The organism is Streptomyces sp. NPDC014861, assembly GCF_043081625.1.
GTDB lineage: Bacteria > Actinomycetota > Actinomycetes > Streptomycetales > Streptomycetaceae > Streptomyces.
In genome coordinates this window covers 250286-276785 of record NZ_JBIBWV010000008.1, presented here as the reverse complement: position 1 = coordinate 276785, position 26500 = coordinate 250286, and the positions used below count along the sequence as shown (strand labels likewise).

28 protein-coding genes are annotated in these 26500 nt (G+C 74.3%); 8 read left to right on the top strand and 20 right to left on the bottom strand.

All coding sequences use genetic code 11. The annotated features are described in order from the left end of the window. Positions 1-118 precede the first annotated feature (118 nt). A complete protein-coding gene (locus tag ACF1BN_RS19580) occupies positions 119-1303 on the top strand; it encodes an SAM-dependent methyltransferase (RefSeq protein WP_392332816.1) in 1185 nt (394 codons plus the stop codon). Here the strand turns inward: ACF1BN_RS19580 and ACF1BN_RS19575 are convergent. From ACF1BN_RS19575 to tsaB, 8 genes are all read right to left on the bottom strand, one after another. After that, on the bottom strand, positions 1239-1904 hold the full coding sequence (locus tag ACF1BN_RS19575) for a hypothetical protein (protein ID WP_392332815.1): 666 nt from the start codon (positions 1902-1904) through the stop codon (positions 1239-1241). The two genes, ACF1BN_RS19580 and ACF1BN_RS19575, sit on opposite strands and share 65 nt — an antisense overlap. A gap of 10 nt (positions 1905-1914) precedes the next feature. After that, the gene (locus ACF1BN_RS19570) at positions 1915-3207 is read right to left on the bottom strand and encodes an RNA polymerase sigma factor (protein WP_392332814.1); all 1293 of its coding nucleotides are present in this window, start codon (positions 3205-3207) and stop codon (positions 1915-1917) included. Positions 3208-3223: 16 nt separating this feature from the next. Continuing rightward, entirely contained in the window at positions 3224-3589 is a 366-nt protein-coding gene (locus ACF1BN_RS19565; protein WP_392332813.1) for a YciI family protein, read from the bottom strand. Positions 3590-3685: 96 nt separating this feature from the next. After that, the gene (locus tag ACF1BN_RS19560; protein ID WP_392332812.1) at positions 3686-4519 is read right to left on the bottom strand and encodes a polysaccharide deacetylase family protein; all 834 of its coding nucleotides are present in this window, start codon (positions 4517-4519) and stop codon (positions 3686-3688) included. Between the two features lie 55 nt (positions 4520-4574). After that, positions 4575-4829 (bottom strand): hypothetical protein, encoded by a 255-nt coding sequence (locus tag ACF1BN_RS19555; RefSeq protein WP_392332811.1) that lies wholly within the window; start codon positions 4827-4829, stop codon positions 4575-4577. Next, the gene (gene tsaD, locus ACF1BN_RS19550) at positions 4826-5941 is read right to left on the bottom strand and encodes a tRNA (adenosine(37)-N6)-threonylcarbamoyltransferase complex transferase subunit TsaD (protein ID WP_392332810.1); all 1116 of its coding nucleotides are present in this window, start codon (positions 5939-5941) and stop codon (positions 4826-4828) included. The genes ACF1BN_RS19555 and tsaD overlap by 4 nt, the downstream gene beginning before the upstream one ends. Beyond that, on the bottom strand, positions 5941-6402 hold the full coding sequence (gene rimI / locus ACF1BN_RS19545; protein WP_392332921.1) for a ribosomal protein S18-alanine N-acetyltransferase: 462 nt from the start codon (positions 6400-6402) through the stop codon (positions 5941-5943). The genes tsaD and rimI overlap by 1 nt, the downstream gene beginning before the upstream one ends. Positions 6403-6440: 38 nt before the next feature. After that, entirely contained in the window at positions 6441-7100 is a 660-nt protein-coding gene (tsaB, locus tag ACF1BN_RS19540) for a tRNA (adenosine(37)-N6)-threonylcarbamoyltransferase complex dimerization subunit type 1 TsaB (protein ID WP_392332809.1), read from the bottom strand. Between the two features lie 146 nt (positions 7101-7246). On the opposite strand from tsaB, the gene ACF1BN_RS19535 reads away from it, so the two are divergent. Then, positions 7247-7789 carry a hypothetical protein gene (locus ACF1BN_RS19535; RefSeq protein WP_392332920.1) on the top strand — a complete coding sequence of 181 codons (543 nt, stop codon included), beginning with the start codon at positions 7247-7249 and terminating at the stop codon, positions 7787-7789. 117 nt (positions 7790-7906) lie between these two features. Here ACF1BN_RS19535 and ACF1BN_RS19530 read toward each other — a convergent pair whose 3' ends face one another. The 5 genes from ACF1BN_RS19530 to ACF1BN_RS19510 form a co-directional block, all read right to left on the bottom strand. Continuing rightward, positions 7907-8077: a hypothetical protein gene (locus tag ACF1BN_RS19530; protein WP_392332808.1), complete on the bottom strand. Its 171-nt coding sequence runs from the start codon at positions 8075-8077 to the stop codon at positions 7907-7909. Between the two features lie 111 nt (positions 8078-8188). Next, complete coding sequence (gene tsaE, locus ACF1BN_RS19525) at positions 8189-8689, bottom strand: tRNA (adenosine(37)-N6)-threonylcarbamoyltransferase complex ATPase subunit type 1 TsaE (RefSeq protein ID WP_392332807.1); 501 nt, start codon at positions 8687-8689, stop codon at positions 8189-8191. Positions 8690-8699: 10 nt separating this feature from the next. Continuing rightward, the gene (locus ACF1BN_RS19520) at positions 8700-9851 is read right to left on the bottom strand and encodes an alpha/beta fold hydrolase (protein ID WP_392332806.1); all 1152 of its coding nucleotides are present in this window, start codon (positions 9849-9851) and stop codon (positions 8700-8702) included. A 6-nt stretch (positions 9852-9857) separates the two neighbouring features. Beyond that, positions 9858-11009, bottom strand: coding sequence for an alanine racemase (gene alr / locus ACF1BN_RS19515; RefSeq protein ID WP_392332805.1), 1152 nt, complete (start codon positions 11007-11009; stop codon positions 9858-9860). Between the two features lie 101 nt (positions 11010-11110). Then, positions 11111-12562, bottom strand: coding sequence for an NAD(P)H-hydrate dehydratase (locus ACF1BN_RS19510; RefSeq protein ID WP_392332804.1), 1452 nt, complete (start codon positions 12560-12562; stop codon positions 11111-11113). A gap of 384 nt (positions 12563-12946) precedes the next feature. Here ACF1BN_RS19510 and ACF1BN_RS19505 point away from each other — a divergent pair, with 384 nt between their 5' ends. Beyond that, positions 12947-13516, top strand: a complete 570-nt coding sequence (locus tag ACF1BN_RS19505) for a hypothetical protein (protein ID WP_392332919.1) — start codon at positions 12947-12949, stop codon at positions 13514-13516. Then, the gene (locus tag ACF1BN_RS19500; protein ID WP_392332803.1) at positions 13513-15030 is read left to right on the top strand and encodes a YncE family protein; all 1518 of its coding nucleotides are present in this window, start codon (positions 13513-13515) and stop codon (positions 15028-15030) included. The genes ACF1BN_RS19505 and ACF1BN_RS19500 overlap by 4 nt, the downstream gene beginning before the upstream one ends. A 110-nt stretch (positions 15031-15140) precedes the next feature. Here the strand turns inward: ACF1BN_RS19500 and ACF1BN_RS19495 are convergent, their stop codons facing one another. Continuing rightward, positions 15141-15509: a holo-ACP synthase gene (locus ACF1BN_RS19495; RefSeq protein ID WP_376604641.1), complete on the bottom strand. Its 369-nt coding sequence runs from the start codon at positions 15507-15509 to the stop codon at positions 15141-15143. Positions 15510-15517: 8 nt separating this feature from the next. Next, positions 15518-17365: a glutamine--fructose-6-phosphate transaminase (isomerizing) gene (glmS, locus tag ACF1BN_RS19490; protein WP_392332802.1), complete on the bottom strand. Its 1848-nt coding sequence runs from the start codon at positions 17363-17365 to the stop codon at positions 15518-15520. A gap of 130 nt (positions 17366-17495) precedes the next feature. On the opposite strand from glmS, the gene coaA reads away from it, so the two are divergent. Both coaA and ACF1BN_RS19480 read left to right on the top strand, forming a co-directional pair. Continuing rightward, positions 17496-18503 (top strand): type I pantothenate kinase, encoded by a 1008-nt coding sequence (gene coaA, locus ACF1BN_RS19485; protein WP_392332801.1) that lies wholly within the window; start codon positions 17496-17498, stop codon positions 18501-18503. A gap of 18 nt (positions 18504-18521) precedes the next feature. Beyond that, positions 18522-19472 (top strand): DUF389 domain-containing protein, encoded by a 951-nt coding sequence (locus tag ACF1BN_RS19480; protein ID WP_392332800.1) that lies wholly within the window; start codon positions 18522-18524, stop codon positions 19470-19472. 68 nt (positions 19473-19540) lie between these two features. Here the strand turns inward: ACF1BN_RS19480 and glmM are convergent, their stop codons facing one another. The 4 genes from glmM to ACF1BN_RS19460 form a co-directional block, all read right to left on the bottom strand. Then, on the bottom strand, positions 19541-20899 hold the full coding sequence (gene glmM / locus ACF1BN_RS19475; protein WP_392332799.1) for a phosphoglucosamine mutase: 1359 nt from the start codon (positions 20897-20899) through the stop codon (positions 19541-19543). Positions 20900-21028: 129 nt separating this feature from the next. Continuing rightward, positions 21029-21541 carry a 30S ribosomal protein S9 gene (gene rpsI, locus ACF1BN_RS19470; RefSeq protein WP_030494273.1) on the bottom strand — a complete coding sequence of 171 codons (513 nt, stop codon included), beginning with the start codon at positions 21539-21541 and terminating at the stop codon, positions 21029-21031. A 44-nt stretch (positions 21542-21585) separates the two neighbouring features. Further along, a complete protein-coding gene (gene rplM, locus ACF1BN_RS19465) occupies positions 21586-22029 on the bottom strand; it encodes a 50S ribosomal protein L13 (RefSeq protein ID WP_189974780.1) in 444 nt (147 codons plus the stop codon). A gap of 205 nt (positions 22030-22234) precedes the next feature. Beyond that, positions 22235-22630: a winged helix-turn-helix transcriptional regulator gene (locus tag ACF1BN_RS19460; RefSeq protein WP_392332798.1), complete on the bottom strand. Its 396-nt coding sequence runs from the start codon at positions 22628-22630 to the stop codon at positions 22235-22237. A 120-nt stretch (positions 22631-22750) separates the two neighbouring features. Here ACF1BN_RS19460 and ACF1BN_RS19455 point away from each other — a divergent pair, with 120 nt between their 5' ends. Further along, the gene (locus ACF1BN_RS19455; RefSeq protein ID WP_392332797.1) at positions 22751-23689 is read left to right on the top strand and encodes an NADP-dependent oxidoreductase; all 939 of its coding nucleotides are present in this window, start codon (positions 22751-22753) and stop codon (positions 23687-23689) included. Positions 23690-23755: 66 nt separating this feature from the next. On the opposite strand, the gene ACF1BN_RS19450 is transcribed toward ACF1BN_RS19455, so the two are convergent. Next, positions 23756-25378, bottom strand: coding sequence for an ABC-F family ATP-binding cassette domain-containing protein (locus ACF1BN_RS19450; RefSeq protein WP_392332796.1), 1623 nt, complete (start codon positions 25376-25378; stop codon positions 23756-23758). Positions 25379-25434: 56 nt separating this feature from the next. Between ACF1BN_RS19450 and ACF1BN_RS19445 the strand changes: the two genes are divergently transcribed. Then, positions 25435-26493 carry a hypothetical protein gene (locus tag ACF1BN_RS19445; RefSeq protein ID WP_392332795.1) on the top strand — a complete coding sequence of 353 codons (1059 nt, stop codon included), beginning with the start codon at positions 25435-25437 and terminating at the stop codon, positions 26491-26493. The last annotated feature ends 7 nt before the right edge of the window (positions 26494-26500 follow it).

The window sequence follows — 26500 nt, the reverse complement described above, 5'->3', positions numbered from 1 at the left end:
CCTTTTGTCGTACGAGCGGTATGGCGCCGCATCCTGTCAGCGCGACCCGCTCCTCCGGTCGCGACACCGCCGTACCGGCCCCACCGTCCCCCGCCCGGCCCACAGGGAGAATGGAAAGGTGACCGACCTCGCCGCCTTCGCCGCCCTGCTCGCCCCCGAGGGCCAGACGCTCCTCGCCGCCCTGCGCGACCACGACCCCGCACAGGAGCTGGCGGTCGCCTCCCGGCTGCGCCGGGACCACCCCGTCGAGCTGGTCTCGGCGGCCCTCGGGCAGGCCCGGCTGCGGCAGCGCGCGGTGGCGAAGTTCGGTCCCGAGGACGCGTACCGCATGTACTTCACGCCGAACGGCGTCGAGCAGTCCACCCGGGCGGCCGTCGGCACCTACCGCGCGGCCCGCCTCAAGGCCCTCGGCGTCGGCTCGGTCGCCGACCTCTGCTCCGGGATCGGCGGCGACGCGCTGGCCCTCGCCCGCGCCGGCATCTCCGTCCTCGCCGTCGACCGCGACCCGCTCACCGCCGAGGTCGCCCGCGCCAACGCCGCCGCGCTCGGCCTCGCGGACCTGATCGAGGTCCGCTGCGCCGACGTCACCGAGATCGACACCAGCCCCCACGACGCCGTCTTCGTCGACCCCGCGCGGCGCGGAGGGCGGGGCCGGATCTTCGACCCGGAGGCGTACTCCCCGCCGCTGTCCTGGGCCATGGAGGCGGCCCGCAAGGCCCCGCACGCGGCCCTGAAGATCGCCCCCGGCGTCCCCCACGAGACCGTCCCCGAAGAGGCCGAGGCGGAGTGGATCTCGGACGGCGGCGACGTGAAGGAGGCCGTCCTCTGGTTCGGTACGGAGCCCGGCGCCCGCCGCGCCACGCTGCTGCCCTCCGGTGCGAGCCTCACCGGCCGGGGACTGCCCGACCCGGCGGTCCGCCCCGTCGGCCGCTACCTCTACGAGCCGGACGGCGCCGTCATCCGCGCCCATCTGGTCGCCGAGGCCGCCGAGGAGCTGGGCGGCGGCCTGATCGACCCGACGATCGCCTACATCACCGCCGACACCCTGAGCCCCACCCCGTACGCCTCCGCCTACGAGATCACCGACGAACTCCCCTTCAACCTCAAGAAGCTGAAGGCCCTGCTCCGGGAGCGCGAGGTGGGCACGCTGACCGTGAAGAAGCGCGGCTCGGCCGTCGCGCCCGAGGAGATCCGGCGCAGGGTCGCGCCGAAGGGGCCGAACTCCGCGACGGTGCTGCTCACACGTGTCGCGGGGGCGCCGACGATGCTGATCGGCCGGCCCGCGCGGGCGGAGCGATCCTGATCGCCGTCCGGTAGTGCCCGACGGCCTTGAAGAGCCCGATCAGGCCGTTGATCCAGAAGATCAGGGCGACGCCCATGCCGTACGCGACGACGTAGTGGCCCCCGGCGGCCGGGGTCGCCCCGGCCGGCACGGCGAAGCCCAGCCACAGCCCGAGGCCGCACAGGACGGCGGAGAGCAGCATCCAGCAGGCGCTCTGCACGGGCCGGCGCAGCCGCGCGTCCGCCGCCGCGTCCCGGTCCAGCGCGGCCCAGGCGAGGAATCGTTCCCGCACCACGCGGTCCTGCCGCACCCCGCGCACGACGAGCCAGACGCCCGGCACCAGCACACCGAGACCGAGGACGGCGGCGATCAGCTGGATCAGCAAGGTGAACGGGTCGAGGATCGCCCGGTCGGGGTCGGCCAGCAGCATGCCCACCATGCCCCAGCCCAGCTGGAGCGTCAGCACCGAACCGGCGAACAGCGCGAACCGCCCGCCGCCGAGCAGCCGTCGCCCCAGCGCGTCGAGCGCCCTCGCCCGGTCCGCCAGGAGCGCCTCCCGGTCGGGCCAGCTCCGGACCTCGACGGGCGGGGGCGGCGGAGGCAGGGGGATACGCGGAGACATGCCCAGAACCCTAGGGCCTGCCGTCCCGGTCGGCCCGGACACCCCCAGGGCCCCCCGACTCCCCCGACTCCCCCGCGCGGCCCCGCAGCAACGCCCGCTCGCTCTCGTTCCGGGTGAGCTCCGCCGCCCGCGCGAACTCCGCCCGCGCCTCGTCCGCCCGCCCCAGCCTGGCCAGCAGGTCGCCGCGGACGCTCGGCAGCAAGTGGTAGCGGTCCAGGGCCGGTTCGGCGGCGAGCGCGTCGACGATCGGGAGCGCCGCGGCCGGCCCCTCGGCCATCGAGACGGCCACCGCCCGGTTCAACTCGACCACGGGCGAGGGCGCCAGCTCCATCAGCCGCCCGTACAGCCCGGCGATCACCGCCCAGTCCGTCTCCGCGTAGGACCCGGCGCGCGCGTGGCAGGCGGCGATCGCGGCCTGGAGGGCGTAGGGGCCGTACCCGCGCCCTCCCCCGGCCCGGGCGAGGGCGTCGTAACCGCGCCGCACGAGGAGGCGGTTCCACCGGCTCCGGTCCTGGTCGGCGAGGAGCACCGGCCTGCCGCCCGGCCCGGTCCTCGCGGGAGCACGGGACGCCTGGAGTTCGAGGAGGGCGGCGAGGCCGTGCGCCTCGCTCTCGCCGGGCATCAGGGCGGCGAGGCCGCGGGCCAGCCGGAGCGCGTCCTCGCAGAGCCCGGGCCGCAGCAGGTCGTCGCCGGCGGTGGCCGCGTACCCCTCGTTGAAGACCAGGTAGACGACCTCCAGGACGGAATCGAGCCGCGCCGCCCGCTCCGCCCCGTACGGCACCTCGAACTCGACGCCCGCCTTCGCGAGCGCCCGCTTGGCGCGGGTGATCCGGGCGGCGACGGTCGCCTCCGGGACGAGGAAGGCGCGGGCGATCTCGTCCGTCCGCAGTCCGCCGACCAGCCGCAGGGTGAGCGCCGCCCGGGCCTCGGCGGAGAGCACGGGGTGGCAGGTGGTGAAGACGAGCCGGAGCACGTCGTCGTCGATGTCGCCGGGGCCGGAGGGCTCGGGGTCGTACGACTCCTCCGGCAGCGCCCGGCCGACCTCGGCGAGCTTGCGCGCGTAGGTCTCGCGGCGCCGCACGAGGTCGACGGCGCGGTGCTTGGCGGTGGCCGTCAGCCAGGCGCCCGGGTTGTCCGGGACGCCCGTCCGCGGCCACTGCTCCAGAGCGGCGACCAGCGCGTCCTGGGCGATCTCCTCGGCGATGCCGACATCGCGGACGACGCGGGTCACCGTGGCGATGATCCGCGCCGACTCCATCCGGAAGACCGTCTCCAGCGTGCTCCGCACCGTCACGCCCTCCATGAGAGCACGGCCGGGGTCAGCCCTCCGGCATCTCCTCGACCTCGCGGACCTCCAGGCCGACCTTCCACTGCGGCGGGTGCACCGCGAGGAACCGCTTGCCCCACTCGACGGCCTCGGCCATGTCCTTGCACTGGAGCATCGCGTACCCGCCGACGACCTCCTTGGTCTCGGTGAAGGGCCCGTCGGTGAAGGACAGCTTCCCGCCCTCCCAGGTGATGCGGGTGGACTCGGCGGTCGGCCGCAGGCCCGCGGTGTCGACCATGGCGCCGGCCTTGGTGATCTCCTCGAAGAGCGCGCCCATCCGCTCCTCGAAGCCGGGGTCGGCGCTCTCCATGTCGATGGTGTTCTCCTCGATGCGGACGAGGGAGAGGAAGCGGGGCATGGTGACTCCTGGGGGTGCGGTGGCGGGGCCGTTCCCCGCCTTCCACACATACGTCGAACGGGCCCGGCCCGCATCGACACCACGCCCGGGAAATCTCTAGACGTAGTCCTCCAGGCGGGCCACCGTGAAGCCCTGCTCCTGGATCCTGCGGAGCATCGTCGCCGTCATCTCGGTCATCGTGCGGCCCTTGAGCTCGGCGGGGCCCCGGAAGTGGGCGAGGACGATGTCGCCGGGGTGGAGCCTCCGGTCGCCGCGCTGGTACTGCATGTTCTTGATCTGCATGGACTCGCGCCAGAGGACGATCGCGTCGACCCCGCACCGCCCGGCCGCCGCGCGGGTGGCCTCGTTCCAGTTGCCGAAGGGCGGGCGGAAGAGGCGGGGGGTGGTGCCGTACCGCTGCCGCAGCTTCTCCTGCTGGCCGCAGATCTCGCGGCGCTGGGCCTCCGGGGAGAGGGTGCGCAGGTTCGGGTGGGTGAGGGTGTGGTTGGCGACGCCGTGGCCCTGCCGGACGAGCGGGTCGAAGTAGCCGTAGTCCCCGCTGATCACCGAGTCGGTGAGGAACATCGTGAAGGGGACGTCCAGTTCGTCCATCATCCGCACGAACGCGGGGTCCTTCTCGGCCCCGTCGTCGATGGTGAGGAAGACGACCTTGTCCCGGGTGGGTATGTCGCTGATCACCGGGACCGGGCCGCCGGGCATCCGCTTCACCGGCTTGACGGCGGGCGGGGCGGGCGGCGCGGGGAAGGGCTTCAGGCCCCACTTCCCGTACGCGGCGGCCCGGGCGGCCCCGGGGGCGGGGGCCGGATCCGGCGCGGCGGCCTTCGCCGAGGGGGTCGCGAGCGGGACGGCCGGCGGGGCCTGGGCCGTGCAGCCCGTCATCAGGAGCACCACGGCGGTCAGCGCCGCCCACACCGCGATCTGCTTCTTCACGGGCTGTGGGATGCCCGAACCGCTCGAATGGTTGCCCGAACGCCGAACGGATCGGCTATTCGACCGATTCGAAGCGCCAGCGGTGGACCGGCCGGGTGATCAGCTCCGCCTCCGGCTCGGGCAGCTCGGGCAGCTCGGCGTCGAAGGTGTCCGCCTCCCACCAGGTGAGGACGAGGACCCGGTCCTGGGGGGCCCGGAACACCTCCCGGCGCAGCGGCTCGCGTGCCAGGACCCGGGCCCGCGCCCACTCCAGGAGCTCCGGGCCCCGGCCCTGCACGGCCCGGGCCTCCCACATGAGCGTGACCCTCACGAGTACAGGTTCTCCTTGCTGATCTCGTGCACGTGGTCGTGGTCGTGGTCGTGCGGGTGGGCGTGGGCGCCGGGCACGTGCGGGTCCGTCACCGGCAGCGAGGAGTCCGCCGACAGCTCCAGGTCGGAGGCGGCCCGGTTGCGGGCGACCATCTCGGCGCCGAGCGCGGCGACCATCGCGCCGTTGTCGGTGCACAGGCCCGGCCGGGGCACCCGGAGCCGGATCCCGGCCCGCTCGCAGCGCTCTTCGGCGAGGGCGCGGAGCCGCGAGTTGGCGGCGACGCCGCCGCCGATCATCAGGTGGTCGACGCCCTCGTCCTTGCAGGCCCGGACGGCCTTGCGGGTGAGGACGTCGACGACGGCCTCCTGGAAGGAGGCGGCCACGTCCCGGACCGGCACCTCCTCGCCGGCCGCCCGCTTCGCCTCGATCCAGCGGGCCACGGCGGTCTTCAGACCGGAGAAGGAGAAGTCGTACGCCGGGTCCCTGGAGCCGCTGAGGCCGCGCGGGAACGCGATGGCGGCCGGGTCGCCCTCCCGGGCGAGCCGGTCGATGACGGGTCCGCCGGGGAAGCCCAGGTCGAGGACGCGGGCGATCTTGTCGAAGGCCTCGCCGGCGGCGTCGTCGATGGTGGCGCCCAGCGGCCGCACGTCGGAGGTGATGTCGGCGGAGAGCAGCAGCGAGGAGTGCCCGCCGGAGACCAGGAGGGCCATCGTCGGCTCGGGCAGCTTGCCGTGCTCCAGCTGGTCGACGCAGATGTGCGAGGCCAGGTGGTTGACGCCGTAGAGCGGCTTGCCCAGCGCGTAGGCGTACGCCTTGGCGGCGGAGACGCCGACGAGCAGCGCGCCCGCGAGGCCGGGGCCCGCGGTGACCGCGATGCCGTCGAGGTCTCTCGCGGAGACGCCGGCGGTCTCCAGGGCCCGCTCGATCGTCGGGACCATCGCCTCCAGGTGGGCCCGGGAGGCGATCTCGGGCACCACGCCGCCGAAGCGGGCGTGGGTGTCGACGCTGGAGGCCACGGCGTCGGCGAGCAGGGTGGTGCCGTGGACGATGCCGACACCGGTCTCGTCGCAGGAGGTCTCGATGCCGAGGACCAGCGGTTCGTCAGCAGCCATCAGATCTCAGTCCCTGTTCCTTGAACGGTGAGTCGCATCACGAGCGCGTCGATGTTGCCCGGCTGGTAGTAGCCGCGCCGGAAACCGATGGGCTCGAAGCCGAAGCGCTCGTACAGCTTCTGCGCCCGGGTGTTGTCCACGCGCACCTCGAGCAGGACCTCGTCGCACTCGAAGGCCGTGGCGTGCTGGAGGAGGTCGGTGAGGAGCCGGGCGCCGAGCCCGGTGCCCCACTGCCCGCGGGAGACGGCGATGGTCTGGACGTCCCCGAGCCCGCCGGCCGCGGCGAGACCCGCGTAACCGGCCAGCTCCCCGGCGGCGGTCTCAGCGACCACGTACCGCCGGGTGGCCCGGGGCCCGCGCGCGTGCGCCAGCTCGGACCAGAACATCCCCTCCGACCAGGCGTCCTCGGGGAAGAGATCCGCCTCCAGGGCCAGCACCTCCGGCAGGTCCCACCAGCGCATCTCGCGCAGGACGGCACCGCCGGTCGCCGCTTCCCCGCTCACTGGGGGGTGACCACCTTGTAGTTCTTCGGCACCTGCGCGTCGGGGCGCCGCAGGTACATCGGCTGCGGGTCGAGGAAGCCCTCGCCGCCGGCCGCGAGCCGCTCGGCCGCGAGGGCGGCGAGCGCGGCGGCGGACTGGTGCTCCGGGCCGCGGGCGTCCGGGAAGGCGTCCGGGTAGAGCAGGGCGCCCGCGCCGACGACCGGCAGTCCGGCGAGCTCGGCGGCGATGTCGGCGGGCCGGTCGACGGAGGCGTCGGTGACCCGGGTGCGGGCGTCGTCGTACCGCGCCCAGTAGACCTCCTTGCGGCGGGCGTCCGTCGCCACGGCGAAGGGGCCTTCGAGGCCGGAGGCGTACGCGAGGCCGTCGAGGGTGCACAGGCCGTGCACGGGCACCCCGCCGAGGGCGGAGGAGAAGGCGGCGGCGGTGACGAGCCCGACCCGGAGTCCGGTGTAGGGGCCCGGGCCGACCCCGACCACGATGCCGGTCACCGCGTCGAGCGCGGTCCCGGCCTCTGTGAGGACCCGGTCGACGGCGGGGAGCAGCAGCTCCCCGTGACGGCGGGCGTCGACGGAGGTCGACTCGGCGACGACGGCCGTGCCGTCGTGGAGGGCGACGGTGACGGCGGGGGTGGCGGTATCCATGGCGAGCAACAGCACGCGAACAGCCTACGGCGCCACGAGCGGGCGATGCGGCGCGCGGCCCTCCGGGGGCCCGGCTGCTACCGTCGGGCCGGACAGCTCGTCAGGCTCGGGCACGTACGTACGAAGAGGTGGAGACGGTGGCAAGGAGCAGCTCGGGATTCGTGGCCGGGCTCACCGCGGCGGCCGTCGCCGTGGTCGCCTTCCTCGCCTACCAGGCGTCGGCGAGCGTGCCGGCCGACCTCGCGGAGCCCTCGCGGACGCCGAGCGCGGTCACCCCCTCGGCGTCGGCGCCGGCCGGGGCGAAGAAGCCCGCGAAGGACCCGCTGGCGGTGCCGGCGGCCTCGGGATCGGGCGAGCGGGTGGTGTACGGGCTGAAGGACCGCCGGGTGTGGCTGGTCGACGGGAAGAACAAGGCCACCCGCACCTTCACGGTGGCGCCGAGCTCGGTGAGCCCGGCACCCGGCGCGTACGCGGTGACCTCGCGGTCGGGTTCGGTGACCGGCTCGGACGGGGTGCAGATCGAGCACGTGGTCCGCTTCGCGACCGTGCAGGACGTGACGGTCGGCTTCAGCGCGGCGCTGGACGGCTCGATGCCGTCGCCGGACCCGGCGCGGAAGACCGGCGGCATCCGGATGAAGCGCGCCGACGGCGACGCGATGTGGACCTTCGCGACGGTCGGCTCGAAGGTCGTCGTCGTCCCCTGAGACGGGTCGGGCGCCTCGCGGCACTCCTCGGCGCCCCTGGGAACCTCCCGAGCCCCCTGGGCGCCCCTCGGCGTCCCTGAGGGTCACCCGGCGCCGGTCGCGCCGTCCCCGTAAGGGTTACGCGGCCTCGTCCCTCAGGTCCTGCTCCGGCTCGTCCTCCGGCCGCGCGTGCTCACGCGCGGGCGGGGTCGATACGGCGCTGGCCGCGGCGCAGGCTGCCAGCAGCTCGCTCATCGAGACGCGCTCCTCGGCGGTGCGGTCGTCGCGCTCCGGCATCTGCGTCGCCATGCATGCCTCCCGTAGGTTAGGTAGACCTAACCAGCTCGTGCCTCCATGTGACCACGGCACCGAGCGGCGGCGCAACATTTTCCCGACATGCTGTCGGAACCTACGTGAGGTTCACAGCAGCGACAGGTCCTCGTCGGCCCACCGTCCGCCGACCCCGCGCAGCACGACCGTGCGCCGGTCGTCGTCGGTGTCGCCGGTGACCCGGTGGATGAGCACGTGCAGCCGGTCGTCGGTCAGCTCCTCGACCTTGCCGTCGCCCCACTCCACGACCACCACGGACTCGGGCAGCGAGACGTCGAGGTCCAGGTCCTCCATCTCGTCCAGACCGCCGCCGAGCCGGTAGGCGTCCACGTGCACCAGGGAGGGGCCGCCGACGAGCGAGGGGTGGACGCGGGCGATGACGAAGGTCGGCGAGGTGACCGCGCCGCGCACGCCCAGGCCCTCGCCGAGGCCGCGGGTCAGCGTGGTCTTCCCGGCGCCCAGCTCGCCGGTGAGCATGACGAGGTCGCCGGGGCGGAGGGTCTTCGCGAGCCGGCGGCCGAGCTCCTGCATCCGCTCGGGGGAGTCGACGGAGAGGGTGGCGCCGGAGACGGGCGGGTGCGCTGCTTCCATACCCGCCAACCTATCCGCTCGCGGGACCCTCCCCCGAGTCCGGCGGTACGGCCCCGACCCTGGCCAGGAGGTCGAGGAGCGCGCCGGTGACCGCCTCGGGGCGCTCCAGCATCACCAGATGGCCGGCGTCGGGGACGAGGACCAGCTCGGCCCCGGGCAGTTCGGCGGCGATGACCTCGGTGTGCGAGGCGGGGGTGACGAGGTCCTGGTCCCCGGCGAGGGCCAGCGCAGGCAGGCCGCGGAAGGCGGCGAGCGCGAGCCGCTTGTCGTGCGCGGCGAAGGCCGGATAGAACTCGGCGACCACATCCACCGGGGTCGCCTCGATCATCCGCTCGGCGAAGCGGACGACGGCCGGATCGACGTCCTCGGAGGCGAAGGAGTACTTCTTCACCAGTCCGGCGAAGAGGTCGGCGGTGGCGCGGCGGCCCCTCTCGACCAGTTCCGCCTGGGAGCCGAGGGCCCGCAGCACGCCGGGCAGGACCCGGCGGACCGCGTTGACGCCGGCGACCGGCAGCCCGTACGAGACCTCCTCCAGGCGGCCCGCGGAGGTGCCGACCAGGGCGACGCCGACCACCCGGTCCCGGATCAGCTCGGGGTACCGCTCCGCCAGCGCCATCACCGTCATGCCGCCCATCGAGTGCCCGACGAGGACGAGCGGCCCCTCGGGCGCGGCGGCGTCGATGACGGCCCGCAGGTCGCGGCCGAGCCGGTCGATGGTGACGGGCACGCCGTCGGCGCCCGTCTGGGAGGCGCCGCGGGCGGAGCGGCCGTGCCCGCGCTGGTCCCAGAAGACGGTCCGCACCCGGCCCCGGAGGGCGGCGCGCTGGTAGTGCCAGGAGTCCTGGCTCAGGCAGAAGCCGTGGGAGAAGACGACGGTGACGACCGGGCCGGGGGCCTCGCCGGTCCCGTCGGCCTCGCCGACCTCGTCGACCTCGTACGCGAGGGCGGTGCCGTCGTCCGCGAGGGCGCGCTCGGGGGCACCGCGGAGGGTGCCGTACGGGCCGGTGGAGTCCAGGGCGAGCCGGGCCTTCCGGCGTACCGAGCGGCCCACCGTCAGGCGTTCGATCGCGACCCCGGCCGCCGCGCCGGCGGCCAGCACGCCTATCGCCGCGCCGGCGAACCCCGCGCGGCGCCAGCCGCCTCCCCCGGTCCCCTCCCCCATGGCGGGCTACTCCCCCACGTAGACGCGCGGCACGCGGGCGCCGATCCGGGTGACGATCTCGTACGCGATGGTGTCGGCGGCCTCCGCCCAGTCCTGGGCCGTCGGCTCGCCGTGCTCGCCGGAGCCGAAGAGGACGGCCTCGGTGCCGGGCGCGGGCCGGTCGCCGCCGAGGTCCACCACGAACTGGTCCATGGCGACCCGCCCGGCGACCGTCCGGACCGTGCCGTCGACCAGGACGGGGCCGCGGCCGGAGGCGTGCCGGGGGACGCCGTCGGCGTAGCCCACCGGGATCAGGCCGAGGGTGGTCTCGCCGCCGGTGACGTAGTGGTGCCCGTAGGAGACGCCGTGGCCGGCCGGGACCTCCTTCACCAGCGCGACGCTCGCCTTCAGCGACATCACCGGGCGCAGGCCGAGCTCGGCGGAGGTGCCCAGCTCGGGCGCGGGCGAGACGCCGTACATCGCGATGCCGGGCCGGACCAGGTCGAAGTGGGTCTCGGGCAGGGTGAGCGTGGCGGGCGAGTTGGCGATGTGGCGGACCTCGGGCTCGACGCCTGCCTTCTCGGCGTAGGCGAGCATCGAGCGGAAGACGTCGAGCTGGGCGGCGATCGAGGGGTGGCCCGGTTCGTCCGCGCACGCGAAGTGGGACCAGAGCCCCGTCACCTTGACCAGGCCCTCCTGCTCGGCCCTCAGCGCGTCGGTGACGAGCGCGGGCCAGTCGGCCGGCTGGCAGCCGTTGCGGCCGAGGCCGGTGTCGGCCTTGAGCTGGATACGGGCCGTGCGGCCGGTGCGGCGCGCGGCGGCGGTCACCTCGTCGAGGGCCCACCGGCCGCTGACCGCCATGTCGAGACCGGCCTCGACGCCCGCGTCCCACGGGTCGCCGGGGGTCCACAGCCAGCACAGCACGGGCACGTCGGTGATCCCGGCGGCGCGCAGCGCCAGCGCCTCCTGCGGGGTGGCCGTGCCGAGCCAGCTCGCGCCCGCCTCGAGGGCGGCGCGGGCGCAGCGCGCGGCCCCGTGTCCGTACGCGTCGGCCTTGACCACGGCCATGACCCGGACGTGGGGCGCGACGCGGGCGCGCAGCGCGCGGACGTTGGCGCGCAGCGCCCCGAGGTCGATCTCGGCGCGGGCTCGGCTGGGCGGCGGTGCTGTCTCAGTCATCGCGCCCAGTCTCTCAGGTGGCCGGAGTCCCGGCCGCGCGCCCCGGCTGTCGGCCCGGTCACCCGCCGCCGGGAGCCGCGGCCGGCCGGAGGCGCGGCGGGTCAGGGTTCCCTGACGTCCCGCCAGGCGGCGCGGAGCGCGTCGGCGACCTCGGTCGCGGTGACCGGGCCGGTGCCGCCGGCGGCGCGGCGGGCCGCGAGGCCGTGCAGGTAGGCGGCGCAGGAGGCGGCCTCGACGGGGTCGAGTCCGCCCGCGAGGAGGGAGCCGGCCAGACCGGAGAGGACGTCGCCGGAGCCGGCGGTGGCGAGCCAGGGGGTGCCGGTCGGGTTGACCCGCACCGGGCCGGTGCCGCCGGGGCCGCAGACCAGGGTGGTCGAGCCCTTGAGGAGGACGGTGGCGCCGTAGCGGCCGGCGAGCGCGCGGACGGCGGCGAGCCGGCCGGCCTCCACGGCCGCCCGGTCGGTGCCGAGCAGGGCGGCGGCCTCGCCGGCGTGCGGGGTGAGCAGGGTGGGCGCGGCGCGCTCGCGCAGGGCGTCGGGGTCGAGGGCGCGCAGGCCGTCCGCGTCGACGAGGACGGGGACGTCGGAGGCGAGGACCTCGGCGACGGCGGCCTCCGATCCGGGGCCGTCGCCGAGGCCGGGTCCGACGACCCACGCCTGGACGCGGCCGGCCTTGTCCGGCGGGCCCGAGTGCACCAGCGTCTCCGGGTGGGCGGCGATCACCGCCTCGCGGGCGGGGCCCACGTACCGGACGGCACCGGCACCGCCGCGCAGCGCGCCCGCGACGGCGAGGACGGCGGCGCCGGGGTAGCGGGCGGAGCCGGCGACGACCCCGAGGACGCCGCGCCGGTACTTGTCGCTCTCCGCGCCGGGCACCGGCAGCAGCCGGGCCACGTCCTCGTGCTGGAGGGCCTCCAGGGCGGGCACGGACGGGAGGGTGGCGGCGAGCCCGATGTCGACCAGCCGCAGGGCTCCCGCGTACTCCCGGGCGGGGTCGACGAGCAGTCCGGGCTTGTACGTGCCGAAGGTGACGGTGGCGTCGGCGCGCAGGGCCTCCCCGGTGACCTCGCCGGTGTCGGCGTCGACACCGCTGGGCAGGTCGACGGCGACGACGACCGCGTCGGAGCCGCGCGCGGCCCGGGCGACGGGCACGGCCTCGGGGCGCAGTCCGCCGCGCCCGCCGATGCCGGTGACGCCGTCGAGGACGAGGTCGGCGGCGGCCAGCGCCTCGTACGGGTCCTCGGTGACGCGTCCGCCGGCGGCCCGGAGCGCGGCGAGTCCGGCGCCGTGGGCGCGGGCGCCGAGCAGCACGGCGGTGACGCCGGCGCCGCGCCGGGCGAGCCGGGCGCCGGCGTAGAGGGCGTCGCCGCCGTTGTCGCCGCTGCCGACGAGGAGGACGACCCGGGCTCCGTACACCCGGCCCCTGCCGAGCAGGGAGCAGCAGGCGGCCGCGAGTCCGGCGGCGGCCCGCTGCATCAGCGTGCCTTCGGGCAGGCGGGCCATCAGCTCGGCCTCGGCGGCCCGGACGGTCTCCACGTCGTGAGCGGTACGCATGGTCAGCAGTCTGCCGCAGGTACGGGCCGCCCGCCGGGAAGGGCCGGGCGGGCGGCTGTCGCGACCTGCGCGGTACGGGCCGCCCGCCGGGAAGGGCCGGGCGGGCGGCTGCCGCGACCCGCGGTGAGAGGCCCGGGCGGGGCGGCTGCCGTGACGCCGGGGAGGGGCCGGGCGGCTGCCACGACCTGCCGGGGCCGCCGGATGGGCCGGCTCCGCGACCCGCGGGGAGAGGCCACAGTGCGGGGGCCTCGGGACCCTCGGGATGAGGCCGGGCGGGCGGGACGGTCCCCAAGAGGCGGCCGAAAAGCGCGGGTTGACGCCCCGTCGACGATCAACTTAGGTTTGCCTTACCTAACCGACTCGCCCTGGAAGGCCGGCTTCGCCATGCGCACCCGCACCCGCACCGCCCTCACCTCCGCCCTCGCCCTCGCCTCCGCGAGCGCCCTCACCCTCGGGCTCGCCTCCTCGGCCTCGGCCGCCACCGCCGGCCGTACCGTCACCGACGGCACCCGCAGCTACACGCTCTCCCTCACCGCCCCGAGCACCGCCGCGGCCACCGGCGCCAACGTCACCGTCACCGGCTCCGGCTACAACCCCGACCAGGGCGTCTACGTCGGCCTGTGCGCGATACCCGCGGGCGTGAACACGGCCGACCCCTCCACCTGGAACAGCAAGCCCACCCCCTGCCTCGGCGGCCAGGACGAGACCGGCACCACCGGCGCCTCCCACTGGGTGAACAGCGACTGGTACTGGATGTCCCCGTCCAACTCCTCCCCGTTCACCGAGTCCGGCGGCCTCGGCTCCTTCTCCGTCCAGATCCACGTCAAGGCCCAGCTCTCCTCCACCGTCACCTGCGGCCAGTCAGGCGTGACCTGCGCGATCGTCACCCGGGCCGACCACTTCGACAGCTCCGACCGCAAGTACGACGTCTACGTCCCGGTGACCTTCCAGTGAGAACAGCCCTTCTGACGGCCGCCGCCGCGCTCGCCCTCGCGGGCGGGGCGGCGGCCCCCGGCCCGGCCGGACCGCACCACGAGACGCTCCGCACGATCACCCCGTCCGCCGGGGCCGCCCTGGACGCCGAGGTCGACCCGGCCGCCGACCGCCTCTACGTGAGCAGCAGCGACGGCAGCGTCCACCACCTCACCGTGTACGACACGGCGACCGGCGCCGCCGTCGGCGACCCGGTGCCGCTGCCCGCCCCGGCGACCGTGCTCGCGCTCGGCACGGGCGGCACGCTCCACCTCGGCCTCTCCACCCGGATCGCCGCCTTCGACCCGGCGACCCGCACCCTGACCGACGACCGGATCCCGGTCACCGGCAGCGTCACCCTCCTCGCCGCCGACCCCGGCCAGGGCCGGCTGTACGTCGGCAACCAGGCCGCGAAGTCGGTCACCGTGTACGACACGGCCACCGGCGCACCCGTCGGCGACCCCGTCGTCCTGCCCTTCCACCCGGCAGGACTCGCCGTGGACACCGCCCGGCACACCGGGTACGCCACCTATGTCGGCGGCGCCGTCGAGAACGGCTCGGTCGTGTACAGGAACGTGCTCAACGCGGTCGACGGCGCCACCGGCCGCCTCACCGGCAGCGTCAGCCTCGGCTCCACCGCCCTCGGCTCCATGGGCGTCACCGTCGACCCGGCCACCCGCACCGGCTACGTCGCCAACCTGGCCGCCGGCACGGTCTCGGTCGTGGACCTCGCCGCCGAGCGGGTCACCGGCACGCTCCCGGTCCCCGGAAACCCGAAGGCGCTCGCGTACGACCCCGGCACCGCCGTCCTCTACGCGGCGCAGACCGGCAGCTCGTCCGTGGCCGTCGTCGACCCGGCGAAGGGCGAGGTCACCGAGACGATCCCGACCGGCGAACGCCCGGCGGCCCTCGCCCTGGACCCCGAGGACCACACGGTCTACACGGTGGCGGGCGGGGCGGTCACCCAGACGGTCCGGAGGACACCCCCGGAGCCGACCCCGGAACCGACCCCCACGCCCACGGGCAAGCCGACCCCCACGCCCACCGGAGAGCCCACCGGCACGGCCTCCCCCACCCCGACCGGCACCCCGGAACCGACCCCGACGGACACCCCGACCGACACCCCGACAGGCACGCCCACCGGAACCGCGTCCCCGACCACGACGGCGACCGCGACCTCGCCCCAGACCGCGACCACGGAGCCGGATCCGGACGACACGGGCACCGGCACCGTCGCTCCCGACGCGACGGCGGGCACTGGCTCGGGCTCCGGCTCGGGCGGCGGTGCCGGCACCGCCTCGGGCGGCGGCGGCTCCCTCCAGGCGGCCGGCTCCGACCCGGTCGCCGCCGGCTCGGCCGACGGCTCGGCGCTCGCCTCCACCGGCGGTCGCACCCTCACCCTCACCGTCGCGGCCGTCGCCTTCGCGGCCCTCGGCGGCACCGCCGTGGCCGTGGCCCGGCGCCGGCAGCGCGCCGAGGAGGGACCCGCCTTCTAGAGACCCCGCGCGCGGCACTCGCGACCACCGCCGGCCCCGGCGGTCGCGCGCGGCACGGAGCGGGGCCCGGCACCGCCTCCCCGCGGCCGGGCCCCGCTCCCGTCCCTCCGTCACCCCTCGGCGATCACCACCGCCGACGCCACTCCCGCGTCATGGCTCAGCGACAGGTGCCAGTGCTCCACGCCCAGCTCCGCCGCGCGGGCCGCCACCGTGCCGCGCACCCGCAGCCGGGGCCGGCCGGTGGACTCGACGTACACCTCGGCGTCCGTCCAGAGCAGGTTGCCCGGCGCGCCGAGCGCCTTCGCCAGTGCCTCCTTGGCCGCGAAGCGCGCCGCCAGGGAGGCCGGTCCGCGCCGCTCCCCGCTCGGCAGCATCAGCTCGTCGCGGACGAAGAGCCGGTCGAGCAGCGCCGGCGTCCGCTCCAGCGACGCGGCGAACCGGTCGATCTCCGCCACGTCGATCCCCACCCCGATGATCATCTCTTCACTCACTCCACCGTCACGGACTTGGCCAGGTTGCGCGGCTGGTCCACCTCGTTGCCCCGCGCGGTGGCCAGCTCGCAGGCGAAGACCTGGAGCGGCACCGTCGAGACGAGCGGCTGGAGCAGCGTGGGCGTGGCGGGGATCCGGACGAGATGGTCGGCGAAGGGGACGACGGCCTCGTCGCCCTCCTCCGCGATCACGATCGTCCGGGCGCCGCGGGCCCGGATCTCCTGGATGTTGGAGACGATCTTGTCGTGGAGGACCGAGCGGCCCTTCGGCGAGGGCACCACGACGACGACCGGCAGGTCCTCCTCGATCAGGGCGATCGGCCCGTGCTTCAGCTCGCCGGCCGCGAAGCCCTCGGCGTGCATGTACGCCAGCTCCTTCAGCTTCAGCGCGCCCTCCAGGGCGACCGGGTACCCGACGTGCCGGCCGAGGAAGAGGATCGTGTCCTTGTGGGCGAGGGAGCGGGCGAGCGCCCGTACCGGCTCCATCGTCTCCAGCACCCGCTCGACCTCCTCGCCGATCCTGGCGAGCTCGCGGACGACGGCGCGGATCTCGTCGCCCCACTTGGTGCCGCGCACCTGGCCCAGGTAGAGGGCGAGCAGGTAGCAGGCGACGAGCTGGGTGAGGAAGGCCTTCGTGGACGCGACCGCGACCTCGGGCCCGGCGTGCGTGTACAGCACGGCGTCGGACTCGCGCGGGATCGTGGAGCCGTTGGTGTTGCAGACGGCGAGGACCTTGGCGCCCTGCTCGCGGGCGTGCCGCAGCGCCATCAGCGTGTCCATGGTCTCGCCGGACTGCGAGATCGCGATCACCAGCGTCCGCTGCCCGAGGATCGGGTCGCGGTAGCGGAACTCGCTGGCCAGCTCCACCTCGCACGGGATCCGGGTCCAGTGCTCGATGGCGTACTTGGCGATGAGGCCGGCGTGGAAGGCGGTGCCGCAGGCGACGATGACGATCTTGTCGGCCTCGCGGAGCACCGCGTCGGGGATCCGCACCTCGTCGAGGGTGAGCCGCCCGGAGGCGTCGATCCGGCCGAGGAGGGTGTCGGCGACCGCCTTCGGCTGCTCGGCGATCTCCTTGAGCATGAAGTGGTCGTAGCCGCCCTTCTCGGCGGCGGAGGCGTCCCAGTCGACGTGGAAGGCACGCACCTCGGCGGGCGCGCCGTCGAAGTCGGTGACGGTGACGCCGTCCCTGGTGAGCTCGACGACCTGGTCCTGGCCCAGCTCGATCGCGGACCGGGTGTGGGCGATGAAGGCCGAGACGTCGGAGGCGAGGAAGTTCTCCCCCTCGCCGACGCCGACGACGAGCGGCGAGTTGCGGCGGGCGCCGACGACGACGTCCGGCTGGTCGGCGTGGACGGCGACCAGGGTGAAGGCCCCGTCGAGCCGCCGGCAGACCAGCCGCATGGCCTCGGCGAGGTCGCCCACCGAGGAGAACTCCTCCGCCAGCAGATGGGCGACGACCTCGGTGTCGGTCTCGGAGAGCAGGGTGTGGCCGCGCCCGGTGAGCTCCTCGCGGAGGGCGGCGAAGTTCTCGATGATCCCGTTGTGGACGACGGCGACCCGGCCCGCGTTGTCGAGGTGCGGGTGGGCGTTGGCGTCGGTGGGGCCGCCGTGGGTGGCCCACCGGGTGTGCCCGATGCCGACGGTGCCGCCGGCCAGCGGCCGTTCGACGAGCTCCTTCTCCAGGTTGACGAGCTTGCCCGCCTTCTTCGCGGCGGCGAGCCCGCCGTCCGCGAGCACGGCGACCCCGGCCGAGTCGTACCCGCGGTACTCCAGCCGCTTCAGCCCCGCGACGACCACATCAAGCGCCGACTGCCCGCCGACGTATCCCACGATTCCGCACATGGCGGCAGCCTACGGCCGAAGCGGGCGCCCGTCCCGGACCCCGCACGGAGTCGGGGCGGCATCCGTCAACCGCGCGGCACGTGACCCACCCCACGGCCCACGGCGCGCGGGAAGCCGGGACAATGGCGGGGTGATCACTTCGCCGCCACGAAGCGCCAACGGCAACGGTGCCGGGAACGGTGGGCCCCGCAGGGCCGCCGAGCCGACGCCGTACGTCGACCTCACCCGCGCCGAGTGGAGCGCCCTGCGCGACAAGACCCCGCTCCCCCTGACCGCCGACGAGGTCGAGCGGCTCCAGGGCCTCGGGGACGTCATCGACCTCGACGAGGTCCGGGACGTCTACCTGCCCCTCTCCCGGCTGCTCAACCTGTACGTGCAGGCCACCAGCGGACTGCGGGGGGCGTTGAACACCTTCCTCGGCGAGAAGGCCGAGCAGCGCGGCACCCCCTTCGTCATAGGGGTGGCCGGCTCGGTCGCGGTCGGCAAGTCGACGGTGGCCCGCCTCCTCCAGGCGCTGCTCGCCCGCTGGCCGGAGCACCCGCGGGTGGAGCGGATCACCACCGACGGCTTCCTCTATCCGATGGAGGAGCTGAAGGCGCGCGGGCTGATGTCCCGGAAGGGCTTCCCGGAGTCGTACGACCGGCGGGCGCTGACGAAGTTCGTCGCGGACGTGAAGGCCGGGAAGGACGAGGTCACCGCACCCGTCTACTCGCACCTCATCTACGACCGGGTGCCCGGCGAGCAGCTGGTGGTGCGGCGCCCCGACATCCTGATCGTCGAGGGGCTGAACGTGCTCCAGCCGGCGCTGCCCGGCAAGGACGGGCGGACCCGGGTGGGTCTGGCGGACTACTTCGACTTCTCGGTGTACGTGGACGCGCGGCCGGAGGACATCGAGGGCTGGTACCTCAACCGCTTCCGCAAGCTGCGGGAGACGGCGTTCCAGGACCCGTCGTCGTACTTCCGGCGGTGGACGCAGGTCTCCGAGGAGGAGGCCCTGGACTACGCCCGCACGATGTGGCGGACCGTCAACAGGGTGAACCTGCTGGAGAACGTGGCGCCGACGCGCGGCCGGGCGACGCTCGTCGTCCGCAAGGGCCCGGACCACAAGGTGCAGCGCCTGAGCCTGCGCAAGCTCTGATTTCCGTAAGCTCGGGGGATGTTGCATCTGCGGATGATCGTGCCCCCGGACCGCACGGAGGCGGTCACGGAACTGATCGGCTCGACGGTGGGCACCACCCATCTGGTGGTGCTGCCGGGGGCGGCGCGGGCCCCCGCGGGCGACGTGGTGATGTGCGACGTGGCCCGCGAGGCGGGGGACGAACTCCTGCACGGGCTGCGTGATCTGAAGCTGGATCAGGACGGTTCGATCGCGGTCGAGAACATCGACCTGTCGATGTCGCGGCGGGCGGACGCGGCCGAGGACGACGCTCCCGGCGAGGGCGCGGACGCGGTGATCTGGGAGCAGTTGGCGGAGGCGACCCACGAGGAGTCGACGCTCTCCGTCACGTACCTCTCCTTCATGCTGCTCGCGACGATGATCGCCGCCTGCGGTGTGGTCCTGGACAACGCGATCCTCATCGTGGGCGCCATGGCGGTCGGCCCGGAGTTCGGCCCGATCGCCGGGGTGTGCACGGCGATCGTGCAGCGGGCGCCGCGGCTGGCGGCCCGCGCGCTGATCGCGCTGCTGATCGGCTTCGTGGCGGCGATCGCGGTGACGACCTTGTTCAGCCTGCTCATGGACCGGCTGGACCTGTTCAGCGAGGAGATGCTGGACGGGGAGCGACCGCAGACCGGCTTCATCTGGCAGCCCGACCCGTTCTCGCTGGTGGTGGCGCTGCTGGCGGGCGCGGCCGGCACCCTGTCGCTGACCTCGTCCAAGTCGGGCGCGCTGGTGGGCGTGGCGATCTCGGTGACGACCGTGCCGGCGGCGGCGAACGCGGCGGTGGCCCTCAGCTACGGCGAGGTCGGCCAGACGTGGGGGTCGATCGAGCAGCTGCTGCTCAATCTGGTGGCGCTCATGGTGTCGGGCACCGCGACGCTCGCCCTGCAGAAGAGGCTGTGGCGGACCCAGCGCGGCAAGCTGCGGCGCCGCCTGCGGAGGGGCTGAGCCGGGCCGTACGGGAAGGGGCCCCGCGCACCGGAGTGCGCGGGGCCCCTTTCCGTACCGATCAGGCCCTAGCCCAGCGCGGACTTCACGACGTCGGCGAGACGCTGCGCGACCGAGCGGGCCTGCTCGATGTCGGCGGCCTCGACCATCACGCGGACCAGCGGCTCGGTGCCGGAGGAGCGGAGCAGGACGCGGCCGGTGGTGCCCAGTTCGCGCTCGGCGTCGGCGACGGCGGCGGCGAGTTCGGCGGACGTGGTGACCCGGGACTTGTCGACGTCCTTGACGTTGATGAGGATCTGCGGCAGCCGCTCCATCACGGAGGCCAGCTCGGCGAGGGACTTGCCGGTGGCGGCGACCCGGGCGGCCAGCATGAGGCCGGTGAGGGTGCCGTCGCCGGTGGTGGCGTGGTCGAGCACGATGACGTGCCCGGACTGCTCGCCGCCGAGGGCGTAGCCGTGCTCCTTCATGGACTCCAGGACGTAGCGGTCGCCGACCGCGGTCTGGACGAGGGTGAGGCCCTCGCGCTCCATGGCGAGCTTGAAGCCCAGGTTGGACATGACGGTGGCGACGACGGTCTCGCCGCGGAGGGTGCCGGCCTCGCGCATGGCGAGGGAGAGCACGGCGAGGATCTGGTCGCCGTCCACCTCCTCGCCGGTGTGGTCGACGGCGAGGCAGCGGTCGGCGTCGCCGTCGTGGGCGACGCCGAAGTCGGCGCCGTGCTCGATGACGGCGGCCTTGAGCAGCTCCAGGTGGGTGGAGCCGCAGCCGTCGTTGATGTTGAGGCCGTCGGGGGCGGCGCCGATGGTGACGACCTGGGCGCCGGCGCGGGTGAAGGCCTCCGGGGAGACGCGGGCGGCGGCGCCGTGGGCCTCGTCGAGGACGATCTTCAGGCCGTCGAGGCGGTTGGGCAGCACGGTGAGGAGGTGGGAGACATAGGTCTCGAAGCCCTCGTCGTAGTCGCGGACGCGGCCGACGCCGGCGCCGGTGGGGCGGTCCCAGGGAGCGCCGGTGCGGTGCTCCTCGTAGACGGCCTCGATCTTGTCCTCCAGGTCGTCGGCCAGCTTGTGGCCGCCGCGGGCGAAGAACTTGATGCCGTTGTCGGGCATGGCGTTGTGGCTGGCGGAGAGCATCACGCCGAGGTCGGCGCCGAGGACGCCGGTGAGGTGGGCGACGGCCGGGGTCGGCAGGACGCCGACGCGCAGGACGTCGACACCGGCGCTGGCGAGGCCGGCGACGACGGCCGCCTCCAGGAACTCTCCGGACGCGCGGGGGTCACGGCCGACCACGGCCGTCGGCCGATGGCCCTCGAAGGTCCCCGCCTCGGCGAGCACGTGCGCCGCCGCGACCGACAGGCCGAGCGCGAGCTCCGCCGTCAGGTCGGCGTTGGCGACGCCGCGTACGCCGTCGGTGCCGAAGAGTCGTCCCACAGCTGTCCTCCGAAAATGCGTGCCCAAAGGTGGAAAAAGTCCAGGGGTGCAAAAGGTTAAGAAAAAACGTACGCCCCGACGGCACGCGCAGTGCGCCGGGGCGTACGTACAAGCAGTGCTGGCAGGCGATTAACGCTTGCTGTACTGCGGAGCCTTGCGGGCCTTCTTGAGACCGGCCTTCTTCCGCTCGACCGCGCGGTCGTCACGGGAGAGGAAGCCGGCCTTCTTCAGCGCCGGGCGGTTGTTCTCGACGTCGGCCTCGTTCAGGGCGCGGGCGACACCGAGACGCAGGGCGCCGGCCTGGCCGGAGACACCGCCACCCGCGATGCGGGCGATGACGTCGTAGCGGTTGTCGAGCTCGAGCACCTTGAAGGGCTCGTTGACTTCCTGCTGGTGCACCTTGTTGGGGAAGTAGTCCTCAAGGGTGCGACCGTTGATCTTCCACTTGCCGGTACCCGGGACGATCCGGACGCGGGCGATGGCGTTCTTGCGACGGCCCAGGCCGGCGGCCGGCTGCGGGTCGCCGAAGCGGGAGGCCAGGGACTCGGAGGTGTAGTCACCCTCCACGACCTCGGTCTCGGTGGTGTACTCCTCGACGCCCTCGAACTCGTCGACGGGGGTCTCAGGGGTGGTCTCGGCCACGATGCTCCTCAGATTTCTTTCGTTCTTAGGGGGTGTGGCCGGAACTACTGCGCGACCTGGGTGATCTCGAACGGGACCGGCTGCTGGGCAGCGTGCGGGTGGTTCTCGCCCGCGTAGACCTTCAGCTTCGAGAGCATCTGACGGCCCAGGGTGTTCTTGGGGATCATGCCCTTGATGGCCTTCTCGACGGCCTTCTCGGGGTTCTTGGCCAGCAGCTCGTCGTAGCGGACGGAGCGCAGACCACCCGGGTAGCCGGAGTGGCGGTAGGCCATCTTCTGGGTCTTCTTGTTGCCGGACAGGTGGACCTTGTCGGCGTTGATGATGATGACGAAGTCGCCCATGTCCATGTGGGGGGCGTAGACCGGCTTGTGCTTGCCTCGCAGGAGGTTCGCAGCCGTGGTCGCCAGACGGCCCAGGACGATGTCCTGCGCGTCGATGATGTGCCACTGGCGAGTGACATCGCCGGGCTTGGGGCTGTACGTACGCACTTCGTAGCCTTCGCTTCTTCAGTGGATGGAGTCCAGACACACCTGAAGCGATCATGCAGCTGGGGCCTGCACTGCCGGGACGCGATGCCCGTATGCGAGCCACTGGTAACTGCTCCAGGGAACCTGCGTAAGGGCCCCTCGCGTGAGAACGACGCGGCCTATACGCATAACAAACCTGAAGACTACCCGGGCTCCCCGCGGCGGGTCAAAACGCGTCGTACGCCGCCCGCGCCGCCGCCACCTCCCCCATGTTCCCGTCCGCCCACGCCTTGACCGCCGCCACCACGGGCAGCAGCGAATCGCCCAGCGGCGTCAGCGCGTAGTCGACCCGGACCGGCACGGAGGGGGTCACGGTGCGGGTCACGAGGCCGTCGCGCTCCAGCCCCCGCAGGGTCTGCGTGAGCATCTTCTGGCTGACGCCGGCGACCTTGCGGCTCAGTTCGGCGTACCGCCGGGGGCCGTCCGCCAGGGCGTTCAGGACGAGGGTGACCCACTTGTCGGAGAGCCGGTCGAGGAGCTGCCGGGCGGGGCACTCGGCGAGGTACGCGTCGTACGCGCGGCGCGCCTCGGCGCGCCGCTCGGCGGCGGTACGGGTGGCCATGGGCGCTCTCCCTCGGGTGCGGTACGCACTTCCAGGTGCCTGCTTCCCGAAGGAGAGTAGCGCTCCCTAGGTTCGTGAGGAGCCTCACATCCGCCCGCCGTCCCGCGAAAGGCCCCTCCCATGCGCGCACTCGTCCTCGACTCCTTCGGCGGGCCGGAGGTCCTGCGGATCGCCGACGTCCCCGTCCCCGCCGCCGGCCCCGGGCGGGTGCGGGTGCGGGTCGAGGCCGCCACCGTGCACCCGGTGGACCTCGCGACCCGCGCCGGGGTCCTCGCCGAGGCCGGGGTGATGAGCGGCGGGGGCCGCCTCGGGCTCGGCTGGGACGTGGCCGGGGTGGTCGAGGAGACCGGCCCGGACGTCACCCACGTCCGCCCCGGCGACCGGGTCATCGGCATGAACGACCGGCTCGACGTGCCCCTCGGCACCCAGGCCGAGCAGGTCGTCCTGGACGCCCACGCGGTGGTGCCCGCCCCGGCCGGGCTCGAACCGGTGGCCGCCGCGACCCTCCCGCTGGCCGGTCTGACCGCCCTCCAGGCCCTGGACGCCCTCGCCCTGCCCGGCGGCGAGACGCTGCTGGTCACCGGGGCCGCGGGCGCGGTCGGCGGCTACGCGGTGCAGCTGGCCGCCGCGCGCGGCCTCCGGGTGGTGGCGACGGCCCGCGCCGCCGACGAGGCGTCCGTACGGGAGCTGGGCGCCGCGCTCTTCGTGCCCGCGGGCGCGGGCCGGCTCGGCGAGGAGGTCCGCGCCCTGGTGCCCGGCGGCGCGGCCGCGGCCCTGGACGCCGCCGTCCTGGGCGCGGCGGCCCTGGACGCGGTCCGTACCGGCGGCTCCTTCGCCGCCCTGGTCGCCGGCGGCGCCCCGTACCCCCTCCGGGGCATCCGGGTCGCCCCGGTCTGGGTCCGCGCGGACGGCGCCGGCCTGACCCGTCTGGCGTCCCTGGCCGAGGAGGGCGTCCTCACCCCCCGCGTCGCGGAGGCCCTGCCCCTGGCGGAAGCGGCGGAGGCCCACCACCGCCTGGCCCGGGGCGGCCTCCGCGGCCGCCTGGTCCTGGTCCCGTAGCGGCCCTGCCGCCCGGCCGGGTCCCGAAGCGGCCCTGCCGGGCCCGGTCGGGCCCCGTGACGGCCCCTACCGCGCCCGGTCGACCCGCCGCTCGTCCCACACCGGCTCGGTCGTCTCCCGTACGACGCCGTCCGAGCCGAAGACCAGGAAACGGTCGAAGCTCTTCGCGAACCAGCGGTCGTGGGTGACGGCCAGGACCGTGCCCTCGTACGACTCCAGTCCGTCCTGGAGGGCCTCCGCCGATTCCAGGTCCAGGTTGTCCGTCGGCTCGTCCAGGAGGAGCGCCGTGGTGCCGGCCAGCTCCAGGAGCAGGATCTGGAAGCGGGCCTGCTGTCCGCCGGAGAGCTTGTCGAAGGGCTGGTCGCCCTGGCGCTCCAGCTCGTACCGGCGCAGCATCGACATCGCCGCGCCCCGGTCCTTGGCGTGCTCGGTCCACAGGATGTCGACCAGCGGGCGCCCGGCGAGCTCGGGGTGGGCGTGGGTCTGGGCGAAGTGCCCGGGGACGACCCGCGCGCCCAGCTTCCACGTACCGGTGTGGGCCACCGACGCGTCACCGGCGAGGAGCCGCAGGAAGTGGGACTTGCCGGAGCCGTTCGAGCCCAGGACGCCGACCCGCTCCCCGTAGAAGATCTCCAGGGAGAAGGGCTTCATCAGACCGGTGAGCTCAAGGTTCTCGCAGGTCACGGCCCTGACGCCGGTACGTCCGCCGCGCAGCCGCATCCGGATGTCCTGCTCGCGCGGCGGCTCCGGCGGCGGACCGGCCTCCTCGAACTTCCGCAGCCGCGTCTGGGCGGCGGCGTACCGGGACGCCATCTCGTGGCTGACCGCGGCCGCCTGCCGCAGGTTGACGACCAGCTTCTTCAGCTGCGCGTGCTTCTCCTCCCAGCGCCGCTTCAGCTCCTCGAAGCGGGCGAACCGCTCGCGCCGGGCGTCGTGGAAGGTGTCGAAGCCGCCGCCGTGCACCCACACGTCGGAACCGGCCGCGCCGGGCTCCACCGCGATGATCTTCTGCGCGGCCCGCGACAGCAGCTCCCGGTCGTGGGAGATGAAGAGCACGGTCTTGCGGGTCTCCCGCAGCCGCTCCTCCAGCCACCGCTTGCCCGGCACGTCGAGGTAGTTGTCCGGCTCGTCGAGGAGCAGCACCTCGTCGCCGCCGCGCAGCAGCGACTCCAGGACGAGCCGCTTCTGCTCGCCGCCGGAGAGCGTCCGCACCTGACGGAACTGCGCCTTGTCGTACGGCACGCCCAGCGCGGCCATGGTGCAGATGTCCCACAGCGTCTCCGCCTCGTACCCCTGCACCTCCGCCCAGTCGGCGAGCGCCTGCGCGTACTTCATCTGCGCGGCCTCGTCGTCGACCGTCATGATCAGGTGCTCGGCCTCGTCGACGGCCTTCGCGGCCTCCCGGATCCGCGGGTGCGCCACGGAGACCAGCAGGTCGCGGACGGTCGACTCGTCCCGTACGGAGCCGATGAACTGCGGCATCACGCCGAGCCCGCCGCTGACGGTGACGGAGCCGCCGTGCGGCTGGAGGTCCCCCGCGATCATCCGCAGCAAGGTGGTCTTGCCGGCGCCGTTGGCCCCGACGAGCGCGACGACGGCGCCCTCCCCCACCCGGAAGGAGGCGTCCCCGAGCAGGACCCTCCCGTCGGGAAGGTAGTACTCCAGATGCGCGGCCTCGACATGTCCCATGAGGTGCATTGTCGCCGCCCGCGTCCGCTTCTCCCAAGCGGATTAGGATGCGCGGCATGAGCTTTGGGGGACCGCAGTGGCCACAGGAGCCGCAGCAGCAGGGGCAGGGGAACGGACAGCACGGGTACGGATACCCGCCCCAGCAGGGGAACGGGCAGCAGGGGGGGTACGGATACCCGCCGCCTGCGCAGGGGAACGACCGGCAGGGGGGATACGGATACCCGCCGCCGCAGGGTCCGCACGGACAGCAGCACGGGTACGGCTACCCGCCGCCGCAGGACCCCTTCGCGGGCGGCCGGGACGGCGACGGCACCCCTGACTGGGGCGCCCTCGCGGACGCCTCGGCGGCGGGCGGGCGCCGCAGGCGCCGACTGCTGATCGGCGGCGGTGTCCTCGCGACCGTCGCCGTCGGCGCCATCGTCGCCACCGCCGTCGTGGCGACGAACAAGAAGAACGACGAGGCCAAGAACGGCGGCGGACCGACCCCGACGGGCGCCGTCACCACGACGGCCCCGCCCACCCCCGCCCCGACCTTCTCCTCCGTGGCCCCGCCGCCCCCGCCGGACCCGAAGGACTACATCACCGATCCGAAGAAGGACACGGCGCCGCTGACCGCCGAGGGGCTGTACCCCGGCTCGAAGCTCACCATGTTCGGCCGCCCCTACAAGAAGGGCGCGACCTCCGCGGCGAAGAACTGCGCCTCGGTCACCACGGGCGGCCTCGGATCCGTCCTCCAGAAGAACGGCTGCGAGCGCGTCCTGCGCGCCACCTACGTCAAGGACGGCGTGGCGATCACGGTCGGCGTGGCCGTCTTCCCCTCGGAGAAGGCGGCGCTGGCCGCGAAGAAGCAGGCCACCGGCGGCATCGCGCCCCTCGCCGGCAAGGGCGTGAAGAACTTCTGCCACGCCACCGTCTGCCTGCGCCGCGCCAACTCGGTCGGCCGCTACGCCTACTTCACCCAGGCCGGCTTCGCCAACGGCAAGAAGGTCACCACCGGGGACAAGCCCGTCTTCCAGGCCAGCGACGACCTCGGCACCTTCGTCTTCAACCAGATCTACGCCCGCGGCAAGAGCCAGGCGAAGGCGGCGGCCGCCTCCTCCGCCCCGCCGCGGTAGCGGACCC

Coding starts and splice junctions, on each gene's coding strand:
- ACF1BN_RS19575 (WP_392332815.1), bottom strand. CDS start 1,904: ATGTCTCCGCGTATCCCCCTGCCTCCGCCGCCCCCGCCCGTCGAGGTC.
- ACF1BN_RS19570 (WP_392332814.1), bottom strand. CDS start 3,207: ATGGAGGGCGTGACGGTGCGGAGCACGCTGGAGACGGTCTTCCGGATG.
- ACF1BN_RS19565 (WP_392332813.1), bottom strand. CDS start 3,589: ATGCCCCGCTTCCTCTCCCTCGTCCGCATCGAGGAGAACACCATCGAC.
- tsaD (WP_392332810.1), bottom strand. CDS start 5,941: ATGGCTGCTGACGAACCGCTGGTCCTCGGCATCGAGACCTCCTGCGAC.
- rimI (WP_392332921.1), bottom strand. CDS start 6,402: ATGCGCTGGTGGGACCTGCCGGAGGTGCTGGCCCTGGAGGCGGATCTC.
- ACF1BN_RS19530 (WP_392332808.1), bottom strand. CDS start 8,077: ATGGCGACGCAGATGCCGGAGCGCGACGACCGCACCGCCGAGGAGCGC.
- tsaE (WP_392332807.1), bottom strand. CDS start 8,689: ATGGAAGCAGCGCACCCGCCCGTCTCCGGCGCCACCCTCTCCGTCGAC.
- ACF1BN_RS19520 (WP_392332806.1), bottom strand. CDS start 9,851: ATGGGGGAGGGGACCGGGGGAGGCGGCTGGCGCCGCGCGGGGTTCGCC.
- alr (WP_392332805.1), bottom strand. CDS start 11,009: ATGACTGAGACAGCACCGCCGCCCAGCCGAGCCCGCGCCGAGATCGAC.
- ACF1BN_RS19510 (WP_392332804.1), bottom strand. CDS start 12,562: ATGCGTACCGCTCACGACGTGGAGACCGTCCGGGCCGCCGAGGCCGAG.
- ACF1BN_RS19505 (WP_392332919.1), top strand. CDS start 12,947: ATGCGCACCCGCACCCGCACCGCCCTCACCTCCGCCCTCGCCCTCGCC.
- ACF1BN_RS19495 (WP_376604641.1), bottom strand. CDS start 15,509: ATGATCATCGGGGTGGGGATCGACGTGGCGGAGATCGACCGGTTCGCC.
- glmS (WP_392332802.1), bottom strand. CDS start 17,365: ATGTGCGGAATCGTGGGATACGTCGGCGGGCAGTCGGCGCTTGATGTG.
- ACF1BN_RS19480 (WP_392332800.1), top strand. CDS start 18,522: ATGTTGCATCTGCGGATGATCGTGCCCCCGGACCGCACGGAGGCGGTC.
- ACF1BN_RS19460 (WP_392332798.1), bottom strand. CDS start 22,630: ATGGCCACCCGTACCGCCGCCGAGCGGCGCGCCGAGGCGCGCCGCGCG.
- ACF1BN_RS19455 (WP_392332797.1), top strand. CDS start 22,751: ATGCGCGCACTCGTCCTCGACTCCTTCGGCGGGCCGGAGGTCCTGCGG.
- ACF1BN_RS19450 (WP_392332796.1), bottom strand. CDS start 25,378: ATGGGACATGTCGAGGCCGCGCATCTGGAGTACTACCTTCCCGACGGG.
- ACF1BN_RS19445 (WP_392332795.1), top strand. CDS start 25,435: ATGAGCTTTGGGGGACCGCAGTGGCCACAGGAGCCGCAGCAGCAGGGG.